Below are 21,058 nucleotides of genomic sequence, written 5' to 3'. Positions count from 1 at the left end.
GAACAATAGCTTTACGATACAGAATAAGGACCATCTCACCAAATGAAAACTAAATTAATCGCTGCTGCAGTGCTAGGGTGCTGTGCATTGTTTGGCCATTGCGCTATGGCCCAAACTGCCAAAGTAGACAGCTCGCACGTACAAACATTGCGCATCGACCCGGCGAGTGCCACGGGGGCGCCAGTTTCCGAAATTTTTGACGAAGTAAGCTTTACACCCTTAGAAACTACTAAAGAAAGCCTGTTCGGCTCTATTGCCCAACTCGAAATCCTGAACAACCATTACATCATCTTCGATTACGATACCAAAGCCGTGCTGATTTTTACCAAGGCCGGTAAGTACAAAACCAAGATCGATGCCTCCAAATTGCCAATCGAAGGCGATTCGAAGGACCGTAACCTTTGGGGTTTTAGGCTACAGGAAGAAAATGGAATAACTTATATCCAAATCTATTCGAGCAAGTTCTTTTTTTACTACGACATAGATGGCAAATTGCTTAAAAAGGTTAAATATGACGAAGAGGCCTTTAACAATGAACAATATTTTAAGGATAAGGTCAACTATGTAAGCGTTAACTATTATCCGAAGAAAGATGATTCTGTAGCTTATGATATCGGTATCTATAACAAAGACAAAGGCATTTCAACCTATTTCCCTTTCAAGACCAACCGCTACAACGACGACGATTTTGTAGGCTCGGGCGAAAACTTCCGATTCAGCGAAGACAAAGACAAGTTCTGGTTTACCCGCTTTTACGAATATTCCATCTTTCAGGGCGATGTAAATGGTTTGTCGCTGGCCTATAAGCTGATCTTCCCGATGAACATATCGTTGCCCAATGATTTTACCACTAACCCCATCTATAAGAAAAAACGTGTCAAATACTTTCAAGACAATAGCGGCAAGGTTTACGGCGTGGGCAGTGTCATGTTTATTGGCGATAACCTGCTGTTCAGGCTGGGCGTTTGGAACGGTGCGAAAAAGAACATGCTGGCCTACAATGTAAAGTCGGGCGCCTTGTTGTCTATGAACGATGTCGAACCCGACGAAAAGAGCTTCTATTTGCCCATCAACGATTCTGGCATGGGCTATGATTTCTTAAACAGGGGCTTTCTTTTGTACAAAGACAGCTATTTGTACACCAGCTACTCCTCGCTTGCCATGTTTGCCTTTAAGGAACAAAGTGCTGGTAAAAATCCAAAATATGATGCGGTTTTAGCCGAATATTTTAAAACGCAGAATAGGAAAAGCAATCCCGTAATCATCCAGTTAAAACCTAAGAAAAACTAAATAACCCTATGCGTTTAGCTAACGTTCTCGTATTGGCCATTTTGTTGGCCTTTACTTCTCATTTTTGTGTCGCTCAACAAGCCAAGCCAACTGCCCCGGGAAGCGTAAAAGGTATTTTAAGAGATACCGTGCATAAATATGTGGTTAAAACGGCCACTATCTCTGTTTACCGTGAAAAAGACAGCACATTGCTCAATTACCAGCTCAGCAACAACTATGGCGAGTTTAACGTGAAGAATCTGCCCGTTGGCATGCCGCTAAGGCTGGAAGTAAGCCATTTGGGTTATACCACCCTCGATCAGCGCTTTACCATCCCAGCCAGCACCAATATGCACGATTTTGGGACGCTCATTTTAAAGGTGCGCGACATTACCCTCAAAGAAGTGGTGGTCAAGGTGCCACCAATCAGCATGAACGGCGATACCCTCGAAATTAACCCCGCGGCCTTTAAGCTCGATTCGAATGCCGTGATAGAAGATGTACTCAGGCGCACACCAGGCGTTACCCTTTGGGGCGATGGCGCCATTACCGTTAATGGTAAGCCGGTAAAAAGCGTGTTTGTTGATGGCAAGGAGTTTTTTGGGGACGATCCTAAAATCGCGTTGCAGAACATCAGCAAGCAGGCGATCCAAAAAGTACAGGTGTACAACCAGAAGAATGAGCAAAATCCGCTCGATTCGAACCTTATCATGAACCTCAAGCTCAAAGCCAGCAAGAAATTCGGCATGTTTGGTAAAATAGGAGCAGGCGTGGGTACCGACAAACGATACGAAGCCGACGGCAACCTGAACATCTATACTGCCAAAATGCAGCTCGGCATTGTAGGAGCCAGCAACAACGTCAATAAAAGTGCGGGCAACGCCACCACGCTATTGTCTAACAGTACTTTTAAGGGCATAGGGGCAAATATCAGCTACCAACCCGACTTTAGGTCGCCAGGTATTGCCAAGCCCAGCGCCGGCGGTTTGGTGTTCAAGTATGATTTTAAGGAAAATCCAGACTACAACAAAAGGAGCGCCCTCTCAGTGAATTACTTTGCCCAAAACCGCGATTTCGAGAACCAGTCGCAAAACGAAAGTATAACCACCATTGCCAATGCCGACCAGCTGTACGGCACTTCCGACAGCAAAAGCCACTCCGACTATACCAATCAGAATTTCGATGCTTCTTACCAATATGGCGGTAAAGACCATACGTTTGACTTTACGCAGCGTTTAGCTAAAAACAGCTCAAAAAGCAACAGCCAATCACTAACCAGCTCGTTCGATAACCAGCGGGCATTGGTGAGCCAAAACGCTGGAATAAGCAACAGCGAAAGCCAAACAACTAATTTTTATTTTGCGGCCAACTACCGAAAAAGTAAATACGATTATAGTCCAAAGGCATTTAGGCTGTTCAATTCGTTCAACGTTAGTTATTCCATCAATACCGGCTCAAACCAGAACCAGAGCAACAGCCAGTCCGATTTCAGATCCTTTGTAAATTCATCAGCCAACAGGAAAATAGAAAGACGTTATGATAACCAGGCCGATAATACCCAGCAGAACCTTGTCTTGGAACTGCCTCAACTGACCAGTATTTTTAAGCCTTCGAGGTTCATCAACCGTTTCAGGATGAGTTTGAAAAACTCATTGAAACTGGGCAACACCAAGGGCGTTAACCTGGTCGAAGACCTGGATGCCCTGACCGGTACCTATAAAAGCAATAATTACCTCAGCAACCGCCTAAGCACCAATCAGCTGGAAGAGCAGCCTGAGTTGAACATCGAAAGAAGCTTTAATAAAAGCCTGGCTAATCGTTATTCTAAAAACCTGAGGTTTGCCGTGGCCTTGAGCCAGGGCATTATTGTGCAGGACAATAAATCGACCAAAAGTTTTCAGAATATCCGCAAAACCTATAGCCGCTTCTTGCCTAATGCCAATGTCAACTATTCCAATTACCAATACGGCGATTTCTCCGAATCTATCAATATCAGCTACCAGCAAAGCATGCGCATCCCCAACATCAGCCAGTTGGCGCCGCTAACCGATAGCATCAATGCCTACAGCCTCCGTTTGGGAAACCTACGCCTGCACGAGGCTCAGGTGCATGGATTTAGGATTTCGTTTAACCATACCGATCAAAAAAAGAAAAATACCTTTCACTATAATGCCAGTATCAACGCCGAGATGGTTAATGATGGCTTTGCCGACAGTCTTTTTGTCGATGCGCAGAACCGCCAGGCAAGCTATACCGTAAACGTCAATGGTACGCGTACCTTGAACGGTTCTCTTAACGTGAATAAGGCTTACAAGCTAAAAAAGGGCGAAATACAGCTGAGGCTAAACTCGTCTATCGACTTTTCGAAAAATCCAGGTTATGTCAACGGTGTACTCAACTTTTCCAATGTATTGAGAAGCAGCAATGTGCTGAATATTTTCTATACGCTTAACGATAAGGTAGCCGTAGAAGCCGGTACCAGTTTCAATCCCTCGCGTTCCAAGCAAAAGAACTTCAATACCGAGTACCGAGGGGCCAACTACATGACTACCCTGAGCGCCAGTTACAACATCAGCAAAAAGCTAACGCTGAGCAGCAACATCAATTACAACAGAAACACGTCTAACAATACCGATGCCATCAATTTTACCATTTGGAATGCCAATGTAACCTATCGTTTCTTCAAGAATAACAGCGCCGAGCTTAAACTGGCCGCTTTAGACATGCTGCACCAAAATACGAGCGCCATTATTTTTGCCAGGGCCAATGGTTTAACCACCGGCACGCAAACGGTATTGCAGCAATATTTTATGACTTCCCTGTCTTATTACCCGCGTATTTTCGGCATGCCCGATAAGAAAAAGTAAAAGTCGTTTTGAAAAGCCAAGGCAGCGTTCCATGGCAATGCTAGCCCTGCTGTTCGCTTTACTTCGTGCCCGCTGCCATCAGGTTTAATGAACAGAGGCAATGCTTTTCATAAAAAAATCCCCGAGCGAATTAACGATCGGGGATTTTTTATTGGAGTAAGTTAGGTTTACCAGTAAACGGTGTAAAGGGCAACTAAAATACCAATGATGATCAAGGCACCCACAGCAAAACGGCTAGAGGTTTTGAACATTTTGGCATCAATTTCAAGGCCTTTGGCCTCCGCCACTGTTTTATTGGTCGTCATGCTGATGATATACATGCCGATAACACAGAACAAGAATACAAAGCCCATCCTGTCAATAAATGGAATTTCGTAAATGCCATCGGCATTTTTTACCGAGAAGCCCATATTGGCCAAGAAAGAAAGGTCTGTCCATGATGGAAGAAATTTGAGGAGAATGGAAAGCGCAAAGCCCCCAATGGTCGCAAATAAGGCAGCTGCCGAAGTGGTTCTCTTCCAGAAGAAGCCCAAAATAAACATGGCAAAAATACCAGGCGATACAAAGCCTGTATATTCTTGGATGTATTGGAAACCACCTTTTTTATCGATGCCTAAATGTGGTGCAATTAAAACGCCCAAAACCATGGCTACAATAATCACAATTTTGCCCGTTATCACTTGGTTTTTCTCTGTAGCTTCGGTATTGATTACCTTTTTGTAAATATCTAAGGTAAAAATGGTAGCAATACTATTGGCCTTGCCTGCCAAAGAAGCTACCACGGCTGCGGTTAGGGCGGCAAACGAAAGTCCTTTTAGGCCTGCAGGCAATAAATTAAGCAACACAGGGTAGGCGCGATCTGGGTTTACAGAGCCGTCTTGAAGCATTTCGGTTTGAAAAGCACCTTCTTTATACAATACATAGGCGGCAATACCCGGCAATACCACAATAATTGGCATGAGCAGCTTTAAGAAGGCTGCAAATAAAATCCCACCTCTGGCTGTTTTAAGGTCGGCACCCAAGGCACGTTGCGTAATGTATTGGTTACAGCCCCAATAGTTGAGGTTTACAATCCACATACCGCCAATCAATACGCTTAAGCCTGGCAAATCGATGTAGTTGGCATTGTCGGGTTTTAAGATCATGTGAAAATGCTCCGAAGCCTTTTGGGTCATCATGCTATAGCCCTCTAAAATACCTTTAGTGCCATAGTGGTCAGACACGAGGTTTAGCGCCAGGTAAGTGGTTGCCAAACCGCCCAATATCAAGAAAAATACCTGTATAACGTCGGTGTAGCCAATTACTTTCATCCCGCCAAGGGTAATGATAATGGCAAAGGCAGCAATGGCATACATACATAGGCTCAAATCGAAACCAGAGATGCTGCTTACGGCCAAAGCGCCCAAATAAAGAATGGAAGTTAGGTTTACCACCACATAGAGCAATAGCCAAAACACCGCCATAATCATAGCCACCGTGCTGTTGTAGCGCTGGTGCAGGAATTGGGGCATGGTAAAGATTTTGTTTTTGAGGTAAACCGGAATAAAGAACACGGCTACCACAATAAGCGTGGCCGCCGCCATCCATTCGTAGGTAGCAATGGCTAAGCCCATTTTAAAGCCCGAACCGCTCATGCCGATAAACTGCTCGGCAGAAATGTTGGAGGCAATTAACGAGGCGCCAATAGCCCACCAGGTTAGCGAGCCTTCTGCCAAAAAATAGTCTTTCGAGTCGCCGGTTTTTGATTTCTTTTTGTAGTAGATGTAAAGGCCGTAAGCCGCTACAATGACGAAATAGATTAAGAATACGATATAATCCTTAAGATCCAACAGGTTGTTTTTCATTAAAAGTTACTTGGTTTAAAGTTTAGGTTTTCTAAATGTACAAAATCAGTATTTATCATTTTTCATTCTAACCAGATTATTAATGTGCAAACGTTTGCGTTTGAGCAGATTGTCATTTTAAACCACAGATTCGTGACCAATATCCATCATGTGAGGCTAAATATACCGGTTAATCAGGTTTTCTAAATACTCCTGTTTGCCACTGCGTTTTTCTGGTTCGCCATTGGCCACCGCATGGTTCCTTAAATCTTCCAAGCTCAGTTGGCCTTGTTCAAAAGCAGCGCCCTGACCGCTATCAAAAGAAGCATAGCGTGCTGTCCGGATTTTTTGGTAATCCGATTTTTGCAAAATGGCATCGGCGGTAAGTAATGCCCTGGCAAAAATATCCATGCCTCCAATGTGCGCATAAAACAAATCAGCCGGATTGGTAGAGTTGCGACGGATTTTGGCATCGAAGTTTACGCCCCCGCCCTGTAGGCCTCCGCCTGCCAAAATAATCAGCATGGCTTCGGTCAGTTCGTTGATGTCGTTCGGAAACTGGTCGGTGTCCCAGCCGTTTTGGTAATCGCCACGGTTGGCATCTATCGACCCCAGTAAACCATTGTCGACAGCTACCTGCAATTCGTGCTGAAAGGTATGGCCCGCCAAAGTAGCATGGTTTACCTCGAGGTTAAGCTTAAAGTCTTTGAGCAAATCGTACTGTTGCAAAAAGCCTTTTACCGTAGCGGCATCATAATCATACTGGTGTTTGGATGGCTCACAAGGTTTGGGTTCGATCAAGAAAGTGCCTTTAAAACCCTGTTGGCGTGCATAGTCTTTGGCTATATGTAAAAATTGGGCCAAATGTTCCTGCTCGCGCTTCATGTTGGTGTTCAATAAGCTCATGTAGCCTTCGCGCCCTCCCCAAAAAACGTAGTTCTCGCCTCCTAGGGCAATGGTGGCATCCAAAGCGGCTTTTACCTGCGCGCCGGCATGGGCCAACACCTTAAAATCGGGATTGGTGGCCGCGCCATTCATATAGCGTTCGTGGCTAAACAGGTTGGCCGTACCCCAAAGCAACTTTACGCCACTTTCGGCCTGCTTTTGTTGGGCATAGGCCACCAGCTCCTGCAGGCGACTTTCGTTGAGTGCTACATCGTTGGTGTAGTCCACTATATCCACATCGTGGAAACAGTAGTAAGGCAGCTGCATCTTGGTGATGAACTCAAAAGCCGCATCCATTTTGTCTTTCGCGCGTGCAATGGCGTCTTTTTGCTCATCCCAAGGGAAAATATGCGTTGGTCCACCAAACGGATCTGCTCCGGTTCCGTTAAAAGAATGCCAATAGGCACAGGCAAACCTGAAATGTTGCGCCATGGTTTTTCCGGCTACAACGCGGTTGGCATCGTACCATCTAAAAGCCAGCGGATTGTCGCTTTGCAAGCCTTCGAATTGGATCTGCCCAATCCCTTTAAAAAATTCCTTTTCTCCTTTTGTTACTTTAATCATGGTTTAAATGTTTTGTGCTGGTTATTTTGCCAAGGCCTTATCGAGCAGTATTTTCCATTCCTGGTAAATGCTTTCGTAGGCTTGTTCGTTTTGAGGTTCTATGTATTGGAGCGGTTGGTGGTTTGTAAAGGCATCGGCTGGACTCGCAAAAATTCTGGCACCGATTCCGGCACCCAAAGCGGCGCCCACACTGCCGTTGTTCTCATAAAGTGCTACCGGAATTCCGGTTACATCTACAAAAGTTTGGGTAAATACTTCGCTTAAAAACAAATTGGCCCTGCCAGCCCTGATTACTTGGGGTTGCATGCCGTTTTCGCGTAAAATATCCAATCCGTATCTAAAGGCAAAGGCAATGCCTTCTTGTACCGCCCTAAAAATGGCGGCTTGATTATGCAAGTTCAGGTCTATGCCCAATAATTGTGCTCCGGTATATTGGTTGTTCAGCATGCGCTCTGCGCCATTGCCAAAGGGCAGTACCCTTAAGCCTTGGCTGCCGATGGGTGCCTGCGAGGCCAGTTCGTTGAGTTGCGCATAGCTGAGCTGAGGCGCAAAGTTGTGTTTGGCCCAACGGTACATGCTGCCCGTTCCGTTAATGCAGAGCAACACGCCGATGTGTTTTTGGGTAGGGGTGTAAGTGACATGGGCAAAACTGTTTACCCGCGATCGCAGATCGTAAGTCAGTTGATCGCTAATGCCATAAATAACACCCGAGGTACCTGCCGTGGCGGCCACTTCGCCGGGTTGGAGCACATGAAGCGAAAGGGCATTGTTGGGTTGGTCGCCCGATTTATAGGCTACTGGGATACGTGGATTTAGTCCCAAAAGTTGGGCAATGTCTTCCTTTACATAACCGTGTACGCCAAACAAGGGTTTAACGGGAGGGATGAGTTCGGATGAAAAACCGTAATAATTCATGACTTCCTTAGAGATTTCGTTTCGTTTAAAATCCCAAAAAACACCTTCTGATAAGGCGGCTATGCTGGTGGTGCTTTCGCCGGTGAGCTGCAGGGCAATGAAATCGCCTGGAAGCATAATTTTGTCGATTTGCCGATAAATTTCAGGTTCCTGTTGCTTTACCCAAGCCAGTTTGGCCGCGGTGAAGTTGCCAGGCGAGTTGAGCAAGTGTTGCAGGCAATGCTCGTGGCCGATGCTGTCGAAAGCTTGTTCGCCCAATTCAACGGCGCGACTGTCGCACCAAATGATGCTGTTGCGCAAAGGTTGTTGCTGTTTGTCAACCACCACCAAGCCATGCATTTGATAGGCAATGCCAATGGCTTTAATGGCTTTCGGGTCGAACAGGCCTGAAGCATTGAGCCTAAGGATGGCCTGTTGGGTATGTTGCCACCACATGGTGGGCGACTGTTCGGCCCAGCCTGGTTGGCGCGATTCGATAGGCGTTTCCTCATCGGGATATTGGGCCATGGCCACGGTTTTCTGGCTGTCTATTTCAACAACTGCCACTTTAATAGACGAGGTGCCTAGGTCGATCCCTAATAAATACATGGAAAACTGAATTTTATACTTGGTTATGCAAACGGTTGCATAAATATAGGTGCGATATTCTTTATTGTCAAGTGTTTTTAAAGAAAGTTTTGAGAATAAGGCTCTTCTGTTGCAAAAAGCAGGTTGAAACTAATTCCTGATTTCGGTCGATTGCCTTTCTATGAGTGCCGGTTCCAACACAATATGATCAATCTGTTGGTAAGGGTTTTCCTGTTGGCTCATTTTGAGGAAAAGCTGGGCGCACTCGCTGCCCATTTGGTTGGCATGCTGATCAATGGTAGACAGCGTAGGGGTGATGTAGGCCGAAAAAGCCTCGTTGGCAAAACCGATCACGCCGATTTTGGGCGGGGTTTCGTCAATTTCATTCAGTTTCTTGATGACCCCAAGGGCGGTAAAATCATCACCTGCAATAATGGCATCGGGCTTTTGGTGGCAACGCATCAATTTGCCGGCGCCAAAGCGGCCATCTTTGATTGATAAGCCTCCCAAAATGATGTTTTCTTCGATGAGGGGCAACTGGTTGTCCTTTAAAGCCGCTTTGTAGCCGTTTAAGCGGTCGTTGAATATTTTAACCCGATGGCCGGTGGTTACAAAGGCAATGGTTTTGTAGCCCCGATCTATCAGGTGCTGCGTGGCCAGGTAGCCCGCCCTAAAATCGTTGAGCGTTACGGTAGGCACCTTCAAATCGTCGTGCACACGGTCGAAAAGGATAAGTGGCTTGTTCTGCGTAATGATTTCGGCGAAATGAGAAACATCTTCGGTTTCGAGCGACATGGAGGCGATAATGCCATCAACCTGCGCTTCTAGCAAGGTTTTAACGCCGTTGATTTCGTTTTCGACCGATTCGTTCGATTGATAGAGGATTACCCGATAGCCCCTGCCCTTCAAGCCTTCTTCTATGCTATGGATAACAGAAGCGAAAAAATGGGCCTGCACGCTGGGTACAATAACCCCAATAATATGGGTTTTGCCCGATTTTAAGGCAGAAGCCAAGCGGTTGGGGCTATAATTTAAGCGTTTTGCCGTGGCAATTACCGCATTGCGGGTAGCCTCGCTAATTGCCGGAAAACCACTAAGCGCCCTCGATACGGTAGATACCGTAATGTTAAGCGCTTTGGCAATGTCGTATATGGTGGTTTTCTTTTTCAACAAGTTAAAGTAAAGTAAAATCCGCGAAACTTTTTAGGAAACCCATTAAAAAAATCGTGCCCCATTTCGCCTTGCTTTTGTTTAAAGATTATTCTTTATGCAACCGATTGTTTTTTTTGTTTGCCATAGATATTTAGCGCCAAAACAACCGCTGTTTGCCAATTTGTGTTAAATTAGATGAAAATCTATCCTTATGAATATCAGACTAAGTTTTAAAGGGGCTGGCTTCGTGTTGGCCTGCCTTTTTTCTGGCATTTTTGCCAAGCCGCTTTGGGCGCAGCAAAAGCAAAGCAGGCCCAATATTGTAATTATTATTTCAGATGACCACGCCTTGTCTACCATTGGCGCTTATGGCGCAAAATATGGGGCGAGTCCTCATATCGACCAATTGGCCAAGCAAGGGGCAACTTTTACCAACGCCTTTGTCAACAACTCGTTGTGCGCGCCGAGCCGGGCTACCTTGCTTACCGGCAAATACAGCCATGTGAATGGTTTGCGCGATAACCGCGACCAGTTTGATGCTTCGCAAGATGTTTTTCCGAGGCGATTGCAACAGGCAGGCTTCCAAACGGCATGGATAGGCAAATGGCACTTGAAGAATTATCCGCAAGGCTTTGACTATTGGAGTATTTTGCCCGACCAAGGCCAGTATTATAACCCCGATTTGATTGGCATGAAAGGTGATACGGTTAGGAAAGAAGGTTATTGTACGGATATCATTACCAACTTAACGGTTGATTGGCTTGACAAGCGCGATAAAACCAAGCCTTTTTGCGTAATAATTGGCCAAAAAGCACCGCACCGGCCGTGGATGCCCGATGCGAGGGATTTAAGGCGTTTTGAACAGACCAAATTTGCTTTGCCTGCCAATTTCTACGACGATTATAAAGACCGTATCGCGGCGCAAACCCAGGATATGAGCATCGCCAAAACCATGCAACTGGGCTACGATTTAAAAATGAAGAACGATCCTGCCGACCCTAAAAGTGCCATCAATGCCACCAAACGAATGAACCCAGTGCAACAACGAGCCTGGAATGCCTATTATGATTCGGTGCAGAACGACATGGTTAAACAACAGCTGAGTGGCAAAGCCTTGATTGAATGGAAGTACCAGCGCTACATGAAAGACTATTTGGCCACCACGGTTTCGCTGGACCGAAATATTGGCGAGATTATGGACTACCTAGACAAAAACCATCTGTCTGAAAATACCATTGTGGTGTACACTTCCGATCAGGGCTTTTACATGGGCGAGCACGGCTGGTTCGACAAGCGCTTTATGTACGAAGAATCGATGCATGCCCCTTTTATTGTGCGCTATCCGAAAATGGTGAAACCCAATTCCAAGGTGTCGCAATTGGTGTCGAATGTAGATTTTGCGCCTACTTTCCTGGATTTGGCAGGGGTGTCTATTCCGAAGGAAATCCAAGGCAAATCGTTTGTGAAGCTATTGAAAAACGGCAAGGAGAAAATCAGGGAGTCGGTGTATTACCATTACTACGAATTTCCAGCCGAGCATAGCGTGCGGAAGCATTTTGGCATCCGAACAGACCGATATAAGCTGATCAGGTTTTATGGGAAGCAGGATTTTTGGGAGTTTTACGACCTCAAAACCGATCCGCACGAAATGAAGAACCTGTACGGTGATAAATCTAAACAGGCATTAATTACCGCTTTAAAAGCCAAACTGCTGGCCTTAACCCTCGAAAATAAGGATCAGTTGGCCGAAGGGATTTTGAAAAAAGAGAATTAATCTCTCAGGCTATCAATTCTTTTGAGCAGTTCCATGCAAGCGCGTCCGTTATGGTAGGGGCACTTCCAAAAACCGGCCTTATCTTCGCCCAGCATGGGACTGTAATCTTGATGAAGGCCCCAAAACCATTCGCCGTTTTCGGGGTCTTTGAGGTGTTTTTTTACAAAATCCCATACTTGTAGCGTGTGGCGCAAAAAATGTTCTTGCCCGCTAATTTGCCAGGCATTGAAAAAACCAACCATGGCTTCGGCCTGTGGCCACCAATGCAATTCTTTAATCCAATGGCCGTTGGCTGTATCGTATTCGTACCAGAGTGCTCCATTTTCATCGAGCCCCTTTAAACTGGCATTGGCCATTTGCAAGGCCAGTTGCCTGTAATGAACGATGGATGTATCATTTTTTAAGGCATGTGCGGCTTCTTCGAGCAACCAAGAGGCTTCAATATCGTGCCCAAAAGAAACCAAGGTCGATTTGACCTGCCAGTTGTTGTCGAAAAACAATTGGAGATGGAAGTGCTGCGGGTGGATGATATGCTCGCTAAAATTCTGCAGTAGCTGCTTGATGGCTTTTTTCAGGATTTCGTTTGGCCAAATGCCGTAAAGGTTGGTATAAGCCTCGATAACGTGCAAATGGGTATTCATGGTTTTCTTTTCGTTCTGATCTTTGGCGCTTAACCTTTGGTCGGCTATGTTGGCCCATTCTCTGGTAAATGCTTCAAAATAGCCCAGTTGGTCGGCGTCAAAACTGTAGAGCTCGATGAGTCTGAACGTGGCTTTGGCCAAGTTCAAAGCTTTGGGGTTTGCCGTAGCCTTGTAATATTCGGCGAGGGCATAAATAGCAAAAGCCTGTCCGTAAATTTGTTTTCTGCCATCCAATAATTGCCCTTTGGCATCAACCGACCAATAAAAACCGCCATAAGCCGTATCGGCAAAATGTTGCGTCAGGTAATCGAATGCGCGATGGGCGAGTTCCAAGTAGGAAGCTTTTTTTTGGAGCAGAAAGGCCGAAGAAAAGGTGTAAAGTATTCTGGCATTAAGCACGAGGCCTTTAGGTGCTTCGGCATTGGCTTGGTTCTGGTTGTCAATTTGTCCATAAAAACCACCATTTTCTTGGTCGACCGTATAATTGGCCCACCAAGAGAGCAAATCTTCCAGTTCGGCATTCATAGCTGATCTAAACTGATCAAGTGTAGCGGTATTCATGGACTAAAGAGTGGCTTTTCCGTTTAAATTGGCTTTGGTTTGCGTATGATGAAAACTTTTATTGGCTTCAATGATATCGACAATGGTCTGTACAGAAGTAGCCGAACGCAGGCCATCGGCGGGGTTATTCATCACGTAATCGGTGAGCTGCTGTATGGTGCTGGTGGCTACATGCATGCGGGTATCTGATGAGGCGTAGTAAATATACACGGTTCCGTCTTCATCGGCAATCCAGCCATTGCTAAAGGCTACATTCGACACGTCGCCCACGCGCTCGTCGCCTTCTGGCGCCAAAAAGTAGCCGGCAGGTTTGTGCGTAACTTTGGTCAAATCGTTCAGGTCGGTCATGAACATATAGAGTACATAGCGTAGTCCGGCAGCGGTATTTCTTACGCCATGCGCCAAATGCAGCCAGCCTTGCGAGGTTTTAATCGGTGCGGGCCCCAAGCCGTTTTTAGCTTCGTAAACCGTGTGGTAAATCTTTCTGTCGATAACAATTTCTTCCTCAATGATGGCCTTTTCGATGTTGGTTGCCAATCCAAAGCCGATGCCACCACCGTTGCCGGCTTCCACAAAACCATCTTGCGGACGGGTGTAAAAAGCGTATTTGCCATTGACAAATTCTGGGTGCAATACCACGTTTCTTTGCTGTGGCGATGGCGTTTTCAAATCGGCGAGTCTTTCCCACTTCACCAGATCCTTGCTTCGGGTGATGCCACACTGGGCAACCGCGGCCGATTGGTCGCCTGCTGGAGCCGATTGATCCCTGCGTTCGGTACAAAAAAGGCCGTAAATCCAACCATCTTCGTGCTCAACCAGCCTGATGTCGTACACATTGGTGTCGGGTTCTTCGGTTTCCGGCATCACTACTGGATAATCCCAAAAGCGGAAATGGTCAATCCCGTTAGGACTTTCGGCAATGGCGAAGAACGATTTGCGGTCGTTGCCCTCCACACGTGCCATCAAGATGTATTTGCCCTGCCATTTCATCGCACCGGCATTGAGCACGGCGTTAATGCCAAATCTTTCGATCAGGTAGGGGTTGCTTCGCGGATTGAGGTCGTATTTCCAGTGGAAAGGAACATGCGCGGCGGTAAGTGCCGGATGCTGGTAGCGATTAAAAATGCCGTTTGCTGTTTCCAGTTTAATATTAGGGGTATTGATCAGTACTTCTTGATCGTGGGCTAATTGTGCAATTCGTTGTTCGAAATTTGTATTCATGGTATTTGTTAGTCTTCTAGTTTGTTCCACCAGGTTCTTTTTAAAATGAAAATAATAACCACCAGCAAGGCAATGGTTAGGCCCAGGGGCTGGTACATGCCGGTGATGAGGTACATCGGAAATATGGTAAGGCACAGTTGGGCCACAATGCCAAGCGCCACGTTAAACATATCGAGCCCGAAGTTTTTGTTGGCCTTGAAATTAGGATCTTCGGCTGCCACCAATTGATGTATGGGTTGCCAAAAGCCCCAGGGCCTTACGGTTTTATAAAACGATTGGAGTACTTGGGTATCTGTTGCGGGGGCGGTGTAGGTGCCGATGAGGCAGCCGATGAGCGAAAGGACGAACAGCAGCGGCCACCAGTATAATGGCAATCCGGTAGTAACGTAAGGCATGAGCAAAGCTGCACCAACGCCTACGGCCATGCCCCAAAAGAAGCCATTGGCATTAAAACGCCACCAGTACCATTTGAGGCAGTTGGCGGCTACATAGCCACCGTACAATCCGCCTACAATCCACTGCAGAATATCATTGACGTTATTGGCCAAAAAGCCAAAAAATACACCTACCACCACTACTGCAATGCCGACTACATAATTCATCGACATGATTTTTTTGGTGCTGGCCTGCGGATTAAGGTATTTGAGGTAAATGTCGTTTACAATGTAGGCCTGTGCCGCGTTGAGTGTGCCACTAAAGGTACCCATAAAAGCACCAAGCAAACCAGTAAGCACCAAGCCTAAAACACCAACCGGTAAGAAATTGTTGATGGTGGCCGGCAAAATGCGCTCAAAATCGGTAATGCCATCGGGGCCTTTCAGGTAAAGCTGGTTGTAGTAAAGCAGGGCCAGTACGGTGAGGCCGGTAATCATCGAGTAACGGATGGGCAAAAGTACAATGCTTACAAAACCGGTCATTTTGCTGGCTTCTTTCGGGCTACGGGTGCTCAGTACCTTTTGCATGTCGTAGTTGGGGGCCGGGCCAGCCAGCGAGGCGAAAACGCCTTTCATGAGCATCATCATGAAGAAAATGCCAAACAGGCTGAAACCATCGTCGGCTATTTTTTTGTTGGCATCGGCGGCAATCTTGCTCCAGTCGAGGTTTAAATGCCAGCCAAAGAAGGGGTTGTTCCAGCCCTTGGGCACGTTAAGCGATTGATGTTGCAAATGCTGTACCGCGATAATGCCAATGGCAATACAAGCCAAAGTCATGATCAGATATTTGATGGCGTCGCCCAGCACAATGCTATGCATACCTCCCAAAATAGAATAGAACATGGCAAAAAGTGTAAAGACGATGCCGTAGAAATGGGGCACATATTTGTCGGCTACATGAAAAGGCACATAATCCTTAATCAGGTCCCAGGGCACAAAAACCTGTACAAATTTGCCCAAGCCCACGAAGCCATAGGCCAAAAAGCCCAAACAGCTGATGAGCGCAAAGGCGATAACCACAATATGCGAACTTTTAACACCTCTGCCTTGCAAGCCGAAGCGGGTTTTGAGCCATTCGGCGCCTGTTGTTGCATTCGATCTACGGAGCCATTTAGACAAAAACATCATCATAAACACCTGGTTAAACACCGGCCATAGCCAAGGAATCCAGATGCTTTTGAAACCGTAAACGAAACAAAGGGCGACCATCCACATGGTGCCGCTAATGTCAAACATGTCGCTGGCATCACTGAGGCCCAACATGTACCAAGGCAGTTTTTTGCCACCCATTAAATAGCTTTCCTTGTCTTGCTTGGCTTTGTTTTTCATGTAAAAGCCAATGAGGATCATGGTAGCCAAATAGGCGAGGAGAATAAGAATATCGAGGAGATGGAGTTTCATTTTTTGGCTTGGTATATCTTTAGGGTGCTCAATTTTTTCTCGAACAAAATTTTAGGATTCTGATAGAATTTTTTAAAGTCGTTGGCCGATGCCTGACCGGGGTAAGGTGCGTAGTAATGCATTTTTTTCATACTGGGCGAGTAGCCGGCATTGCGCCAAACCAATACATAGGCCACCGGAAAGTCCTTGATGGCCGGCCACAGGGTCCGTGTCCACCAGTTGGCGTCGGGGATGGCCTCGTAACCCGTTTCGGCAAAGGCCATGGGTTTGTGCTTGGCCTTTGCTAGTTGGGTGAGCAGCGTCATTTCGTGCCTAACGGCCTCGATGAAGTCTTTTTGGCTTTGGGTGTCGAATTGGTAATGGTCAAAGCTGAGCAGGTCTACCACGTCATCGCCAGGGTAGCGCTCTAAATAAGCCGCTTCGCTGGTGAAATCGTTGGTGTTGTAGACCACGATGAGGTTGTGCAATTGCTTTTCGGTTCTCAAATAGTTGATGGTAAAACGCCAGGCCGCCTTAAGTTGTGCAGGAGTAGATGTTTTGCTGCCCCACCAAAACCAATCGCCGGTTAGCTCGTGAAAAGGCCTGAACAGGATAGGGATAGCTTCGCCCTTTGGGCCTTTGAGGCTGTGCATGAAACGGGCGGCTTTATCAAGCCACGATTTGTAAAGCTCGTGCTTGGTACCCCCCGGCAGGATGGAAGCCACGGCATTTTGGGTGGTGTCCCAAGAAGAACCGCCACTTAACGGATTGTTGAAATGCCAGCTTAGGGTAATGATGCCACCACGTTGATAGCCCTCTTTAATGTATTGGCGCATCTTTTCAAAAGGCACACCATCAATGTTGTTGGCCGAATCGAGTTCAATGCGGGCCATGTCCCAGCCATATACCGCGGGATAATCGTTTACGACGGCTTTAATGTCGCTCTTGCCCTTTACGTATTTCCAGTTTACGCCATAGGCCAAATCATCCTGATGGCCAAACAGGGTGTGTTTTTGGCTAAGCTGGTACAGGTTTTTGTAAAGCACTCGGGTAGTTGCCGTGGCTTTTGCATCGGTCAGTTGCTGGGCTCTTGCGAACCACGGGAGCAGGCAAAGGGCAATAACGGCTAAATAGGATCGGTGTATCTTCATGTAAGGGTGCTTATTTTTTGGACAATACTTCTTGAATAGGTTTTCCTATTTCGTGGCCATTTTCAAATTTGACCCCTAAAAACGAAGCAATGGTTTGGGCAAACTGGTTTTGGTACAATTGGCCTTTTTGCTTCACTTCGCCCAAGGGCTTGGTATCGGGGCCCATCACAGCCAAGAATATCTCGTTAGAATGGGGCACGCTGTAATAATGGTGTTGCCAGCTGTCTTCATAGCCTCGGCCATGGTCTTCGGTAATGATAAAAGTGGTTTGGTCTTTGTAAAACGGATCGCGCTGCATGTAGTTCCACAAATCGGCGATCATGGCATCGTTGTAATTGGCGGCATCTAAATAATAATCGTATTTGCCACTGTGGGCCAAAGCATCGGTTTCGATAAAACTCAGCTGCAATACCCTTGGATGATTCAATTTTACGTATTCCTTGGCCAGCGCATAAGTAACGCCGTCGTGGCGCTCGCCACCTCCATAATCTTTGGGCAACCAATGTTGCAGGTCGTTTAGCGCTTGCTGTACCTCGCTTAACTTGTCGCCTTTTACGTTGTTGAAGCCCGAATTGATGGGAAAACCCGAACGTTCGGCATTCAGGATCTTATAAAAAGCATCCCACGAAGTGAAAGTGGCCACCTTGCCCTTAAACTCTGGCAATTTGTTCAGGAACTCCAAAACATTGATGTTGTGGTTGGCCGGATGGGAGTTGGAATTGATCAGGGTATCGGGATAGCCCGTAAATAGCTCGTTGTAGCCCGGGTACGAAAACCAATAGCGGTTGGTTACATTCACCATGTTGCCGTAGTTGCGGTTGCCATAAATCTGTCCATGCTTGGCCAGATAATTCCAAAAGAAGGGCATGAGTTTTGCCCTTCTTTGGTTGAGGTCTGTGCTCCAGTACTTGCGTACACGCCAGGTCGAATCCTGCGAGGTGAATTTTTTGCCAAACAGGTTGCTCGAATCGGCGCCATTAAACAAATCCTTCCAACGGTAGCCATCAAAAGTAATGACCACCACGTTTTTGGTTCGTTGTGCAAAGCTGGTTTGCAAGCCCAGCAACAGGCAAATGGTAACTAAAACTAAACGCATCTATTTCTTAATAAAAGCCCACGTCGTCGATGTAAATCTGTGAGGCTATGCCGCTGAATTCCTGAAAAGTAATATAATCTATGGCTGTAGGGCTGCCAATGTTGATCAAAGGAATTTGGTAATCCGTCCACGAACCTTCGGTCAGAACCAGATCATAGGTGCTTTTTGCCGGAGTTACCGAAATCCTTACTTTTTTGCCGGCAGTACCCGGACCTCCGTAAATGGAGATTTTTAAGGTGGTGTAGCCTGTGGTGCTGAAAGTTGGAATGCACCTGAACCTGGCTGCGCCAAAACCCACGGTAAATTTATGGCCGATGGCGATGGTGCCGCGCCTTACGATGACGTTTTGGGACATGTCGTAAGTGCTGCTGTAGGAGGTATTGCTCCAGCCACCGCGCAAGGCATCGTCGAAAATGATATGCTTAAGGCCGAAGGTTTTGCTGGCGGTAACCGAACCGACAGGCGTGGTTGCCACTACTTGCCCGTAAGAAACGCCCGCTGGTACCTTAACCTTGATTTCGGTTTGCGTGCTCGAAACTACGGTAGCGGCAACGCCATTAATGGTTACGCCGGTTAATCCTTTAAAGTAATTGCCTTTAATGGTTACCAGGTCGTCGGGATTGCCAGCTGGTGGATCAAAGCCTGAAATAACCGGTGCGGGTTGCATGATCTTGAAGTTGAGCGTGGCCGAACCGTATTTGGTGGTTACCGTTATCGGGTTGTTGATGGGGTCGGTTAAATTGGCTGGAATTTTAACGGTAATGCTGGTTTCATCGGCGTAAGTGAGCGAATCGGCAGCCAAGGTTCCGTTAAAATCCACTTTTGAGGTGGTGCTCAGGTTGGTGCCTTTGATAATAATCCACTCGCCATAGCCCACCGAAGCCAGTGGCGTGGTTCGGGCGTTCAGGTTGGTTACTTCGCTTAAAGTGGGTGGCGCCGTATTTTCTGACTTGTCTTTTTTGCATGAGCCCGCCAATAGCATCAGCATGGCTGTCAAAACGCCAAAACCAAGTGTTAATCGAGTTCTTTTCATCATGTTTGATTTAAATTTATGACTAAAAACTATTTTTTACCAGCCAGGATTGTTCCCTTTGATGGCTGTGTTGGAGTTCAATTCGTTTAATGGCAAAGGCAGCAAGAGGTTTTTCAGTGATCGCACTTTAGAGATGTTGTTCTGCCCCGAACTGATTTTGTTCATCACCTGCAGGTAGATGCCCCAACGCATTAGGTCGAAACGCCTGATTCCTTCGAGGTTGAACTCGCGGGCACGCTCGGCCAGCACAAAGCTGCGGAACTGCTCTGGGGTCATGTTGGCTGGCGCATTGCTGGCATTTGCACGTCCCCTTACGGCGTTTAAAGCATTGTAAGCGGCAAGGGTAGCGCCATTTACCTCGTTTTCGGCTTCTGCATACATCAGCAATACTTCCGAATAGCGTAGCAATGGAAAAAAGGCATCACTATTGGCTACGTTAGGGTCGGCAACGCTGCTGTACTTGATTACGTAAGCCCTTTCGGCGGTAGTGCTGCCGGTGTTGTTGTAGGTAATGCCGTTTACGACTTTGTATTGCGTTGCCTGCCACGATGGATAGAAAATATAGGTGCCCTGCAAGGTTTGGTAGTTGTGAAATACGCCCTCCAATACGCGTTTATCAGCATCTTCGTAATCGTTGTAGTGGTTGTTGGTGGTCCAAACCGCACCTTGGCCAAAGGTAGACCTGGCCGAAAAGTAGGCGCTCAGGTTGTTTACAAAGGCGGTTCCGGCTAGCGATTGCAGTTCCCACATCTGCTCTTTCGAGTTGCGCCCTGCAATGCTCCACAAATCTTTCCAGCTGGTGGTGAGCGAGTAAGGCCCGTTGGTCATCACCTCGTTGGCCTTATCTCTGGCCAAGGTATAATAGGCTTTGGCATCCAGTCCTTCCAATCCTTTCACTACATCTTTGACATAAGTATAATAGCCGTTATCGGTGCCACCACGTACGGTTACATTGCCCGTTGAGGCACCCGAAGCCATGGTGAGGTAGGTTTTGGCCAAGAAAGCCTTGGCTACGCCCTGGTTTACGCGCCCGGCTTCGCCAGCTTTGGCATGACCCAAAGGGAATAGCATGGTTTCGGCGGCTTTAAAATCGTTGATGACCACATCGTAGGTTTCTTTAACCGTGGCGCGCGGTACGCTGGTTTCCGGGTTTTCGGCCGACAGCGATTTTAAGCGCAAGGGAACGCCTCCATACAGCTGTACCAGTTGAAAATAGGCCCAACCCCTTAAAAAGTAGGCTTCGCCCAAAATCCTGTTTTTAATATCCGGATCGATATTGGTGATGTTGACCACATTTTCTAAAACCGTGTTGGCGCGGGCAATAATGGCGTAGCAGCCTACCCAAGGTCTGTCCCAGCCAAAATAGGCCTGCGGATTGCCGGCTCCGGTAGTGCCCAAAAACCAATCGGCTCCCGATACATGGTCGTCGTCTAAAATGGTCATGTTCCAGAAAGGCTGCAGGTACAAATCGTAGGTATATAGTTCGTTGTACACCCCGTTAATGGCGGCCTTGGCATCGCTTTCGTTCCGGTAAAAATTTTCGGGCGAGTAGAAAGAGTAGGGTTTTTCTTCCAGTGCCTTTTTGCAGGAGCTCATGCTGACTACGCCCATAAGGCCGGCCAGTGCAATTATATAAGTTGAAATCGCTTTCATATGCTAGGTTGA

At 46.8% G+C, this 21,058-nt stretch carries 14 protein-coding genes; 3 read left to right on the top strand and 11 right to left on the bottom strand.

The features are described 5' to 3' along the window. Positions 1 to 42: 42 nt before the first annotated feature. Together VRU48_RS11845 and VRU48_RS11840 are read left to right on the top strand one after the other, a co-directional pair. A complete protein-coding gene (locus tag VRU48_RS11845; protein WP_330108123.1) occupies positions 43 to 1,290 on the top strand; it encodes a DUF4934 domain-containing protein in 1,248 nt (415 codons plus the stop codon). A gap of 8 nt (positions 1,291 to 1,298) precedes the next feature. Continuing rightward, positions 1,299 to 4,136, top strand: a complete 2,838-nt coding sequence (locus VRU48_RS11840; protein ID WP_330108122.1) for an outer membrane beta-barrel protein — start codon at positions 1,299 to 1,301, stop codon at positions 4,134 to 4,136. Positions 4,137 to 4,303: 167 nt separating this feature from the next. On the opposite strand, the gene VRU48_RS11835 is transcribed toward VRU48_RS11840, so the two are convergent. The 4 genes from VRU48_RS11835 to VRU48_RS11820 all read right to left on the bottom strand — a co-directional run bounded on the left by VRU48_RS11835 (position 4,304) and on the right by VRU48_RS11820 (position 10,120). Then, positions 4,304 to 5,980, bottom strand: coding sequence for a sodium/sugar symporter (locus tag VRU48_RS11835; RefSeq protein ID WP_330108121.1), 1,677 nt, complete (start codon positions 5,978 to 5,980; stop codon positions 4,304 to 4,306). 156 nt (positions 5,981 to 6,136) lie between these two features. Further along, complete coding sequence (gene xylA / locus VRU48_RS11830; RefSeq protein ID WP_330108120.1) at positions 6,137 to 7,468, bottom strand: xylose isomerase; 1,332 nt, start codon at positions 7,466 to 7,468, stop codon at positions 6,137 to 6,139. A gap of 21 nt (positions 7,469 to 7,489) precedes the next feature. After that, positions 7,490 to 8,971 carry a xylulokinase gene (locus VRU48_RS11825; protein WP_330108119.1) on the bottom strand — a complete coding sequence of 494 codons (1,482 nt, stop codon included), beginning with the start codon at positions 8,969 to 8,971 and terminating at the stop codon, positions 7,490 to 7,492. Between the two features lie 129 nt (positions 8,972 to 9,100). Then, complete coding sequence (locus tag VRU48_RS11820) at positions 9,101 to 10,120, bottom strand: LacI family DNA-binding transcriptional regulator (RefSeq protein ID WP_330108118.1); 1,020 nt, start codon at positions 10,118 to 10,120, stop codon at positions 9,101 to 9,103. A gap of 193 nt (positions 10,121 to 10,313) precedes the next feature. Here VRU48_RS11820 and VRU48_RS11815 point away from each other — a divergent pair, with 193 nt between their 5' ends. Continuing rightward, positions 10,314 to 11,876 carry a sulfatase family protein gene (locus VRU48_RS11815; RefSeq protein ID WP_330108117.1) on the top strand — a complete coding sequence of 521 codons (1,563 nt, stop codon included), beginning with the start codon at positions 10,314 to 10,316 and terminating at the stop codon, positions 11,874 to 11,876. Here the strand turns inward: VRU48_RS11815 and VRU48_RS11810 are convergent. The 7 genes from VRU48_RS11810 to VRU48_RS11780 are packed head-to-tail and all read right to left on the bottom strand — an operon-like array spanning position 11,873 to position 21,046. Further along, positions 11,873 to 13,078 (bottom strand): AGE family epimerase/isomerase, encoded by a 1,206-nt coding sequence (locus tag VRU48_RS11810; RefSeq protein ID WP_330108116.1) that lies wholly within the window; start codon positions 13,076 to 13,078, stop codon positions 11,873 to 11,875. The genes VRU48_RS11815 and VRU48_RS11810 overlap by 4 nt on opposite strands. Before the next feature lie 3 nt (positions 13,079 to 13,081). Further along, complete coding sequence (locus VRU48_RS11805) at positions 13,082 to 14,299, bottom strand: glycoside hydrolase family 130 protein (RefSeq protein ID WP_330108115.1); 1,218 nt, start codon at positions 14,297 to 14,299, stop codon at positions 13,082 to 13,084. An 8-nt stretch (positions 14,300 to 14,307) separates the two neighbouring features. After that, a complete protein-coding gene (locus VRU48_RS11800) occupies positions 14,308 to 16,134 on the bottom strand; it encodes a sodium:solute symporter family protein (RefSeq protein WP_330108114.1) in 1,827 nt (608 codons plus the stop codon). Next, positions 16,131 to 17,264, bottom strand: coding sequence for a glycoside hydrolase family 26 protein (locus VRU48_RS11795; protein ID WP_330108113.1), 1,134 nt, complete (start codon positions 17,262 to 17,264; stop codon positions 16,131 to 16,133). Before VRU48_RS11795 ends, VRU48_RS11800 begins: the two co-directional genes overlap by 4 nt. Positions 17,265 to 17,274: 10 nt before the next feature. Further along, on the bottom strand, positions 17,275 to 18,360 hold the full coding sequence (locus VRU48_RS11790; RefSeq protein ID WP_330108112.1) for a phosphoglyceromutase: 1,086 nt from the start codon (positions 18,358 to 18,360) through the stop codon (positions 17,275 to 17,277). A gap of 7 nt (positions 18,361 to 18,367) precedes the next feature. After that, the gene (locus tag VRU48_RS11785; RefSeq protein ID WP_330108111.1) at positions 18,368 to 19,396 is read right to left on the bottom strand and encodes an IPT/TIG domain-containing protein; all 1,029 of its coding nucleotides are present in this window, start codon (positions 19,394 to 19,396) and stop codon (positions 18,368 to 18,370) included. Positions 19,397 to 19,429: 33 nt separating this feature from the next. Then, a complete protein-coding gene (locus VRU48_RS11780; protein WP_330108110.1) occupies positions 19,430 to 21,046 on the bottom strand; it encodes a RagB/SusD family nutrient uptake outer membrane protein in 1,617 nt (538 codons plus the stop codon). Positions 21,047 to 21,058 lie beyond the last annotated feature (12 nt).

This window comes from Pedobacter albus, from assembly GCF_036324255.1.
GTDB classification, from domain to species: domain Bacteria; phylum Bacteroidota; class Bacteroidia; order Sphingobacteriales; family Sphingobacteriaceae; genus Pedobacter; species Pedobacter albus.
The sequence above is the reverse complement of the archived record's forward strand: the minus strand, read 5'-3'. Positions and strand labels throughout refer to the sequence as shown.

Excerpts from the sequence above, each read along its gene's own strand:
- VRU48_RS11845 (WP_330108123.1), top strand. The coding sequence starts at position 43 with ATGAAAACTAAATTAATCGCTGCTGCAGTGCTAGGGTGCTGTGCATTG.
- VRU48_RS11840 (WP_330108122.1), top strand. The coding sequence starts at position 1,299 with ATGCGTTTAGCTAACGTTCTCGTATTGGCCATTTTGTTGGCCTTTACT.
- VRU48_RS11835 (WP_330108121.1), bottom strand. The coding sequence starts at position 5,980 with ATGAAAAACAACCTGTTGGATCTTAAGGATTATATCGTATTCTTAATC.
- xylA (WP_330108120.1), bottom strand. The coding sequence starts at position 7,468 with ATGATTAAAGTAACAAAAGGAGAAAAGGAATTTTTTAAAGGGATTGGG.
- VRU48_RS11825 (WP_330108119.1), bottom strand. The coding sequence starts at position 8,971 with ATGTATTTATTAGGGATCGACCTAGGCACCTCGTCTATTAAAGTGGCA.
- VRU48_RS11815 (WP_330108117.1), top strand. The coding sequence starts at position 10,314 with ATGAATATCAGACTAAGTTTTAAAGGGGCTGGCTTCGTGTTGGCCTGC.
- VRU48_RS11810 (WP_330108116.1), bottom strand. The coding sequence starts at position 13,078 with ATGAATACCGCTACACTTGATCAGTTTAGATCAGCTATGAATGCCGAA.
- VRU48_RS11805 (WP_330108115.1), bottom strand. The coding sequence starts at position 14,299 with ATGAATACAAATTTCGAACAACGAATTGCACAATTAGCCCACGATCAA.
- VRU48_RS11800 (WP_330108114.1), bottom strand. The coding sequence starts at position 16,134 with ATGAAACTCCATCTCCTCGATATTCTTATTCTCCTCGCCTATTTGGCT.
- VRU48_RS11795 (WP_330108113.1), bottom strand. The coding sequence starts at position 17,264 with ATGAAGATACACCGATCCTATTTAGCCGTTATTGCCCTTTGCCTGCTC.
- VRU48_RS11790 (WP_330108112.1), bottom strand. The coding sequence starts at position 18,360 with ATGCGTTTAGTTTTAGTTACCATTTGCCTGTTGCTGGGCTTGCAAACC.
- VRU48_RS11785 (WP_330108111.1), bottom strand. The coding sequence starts at position 19,396 with ATGATGAAAAGAACTCGATTAACACTTGGTTTTGGCGTTTTGACAGCC.
- VRU48_RS11780 (WP_330108110.1), bottom strand. The coding sequence starts at position 21,046 with ATGAAAGCGATTTCAACTTATATAATTGCACTGGCCGGCCTTATGGGC.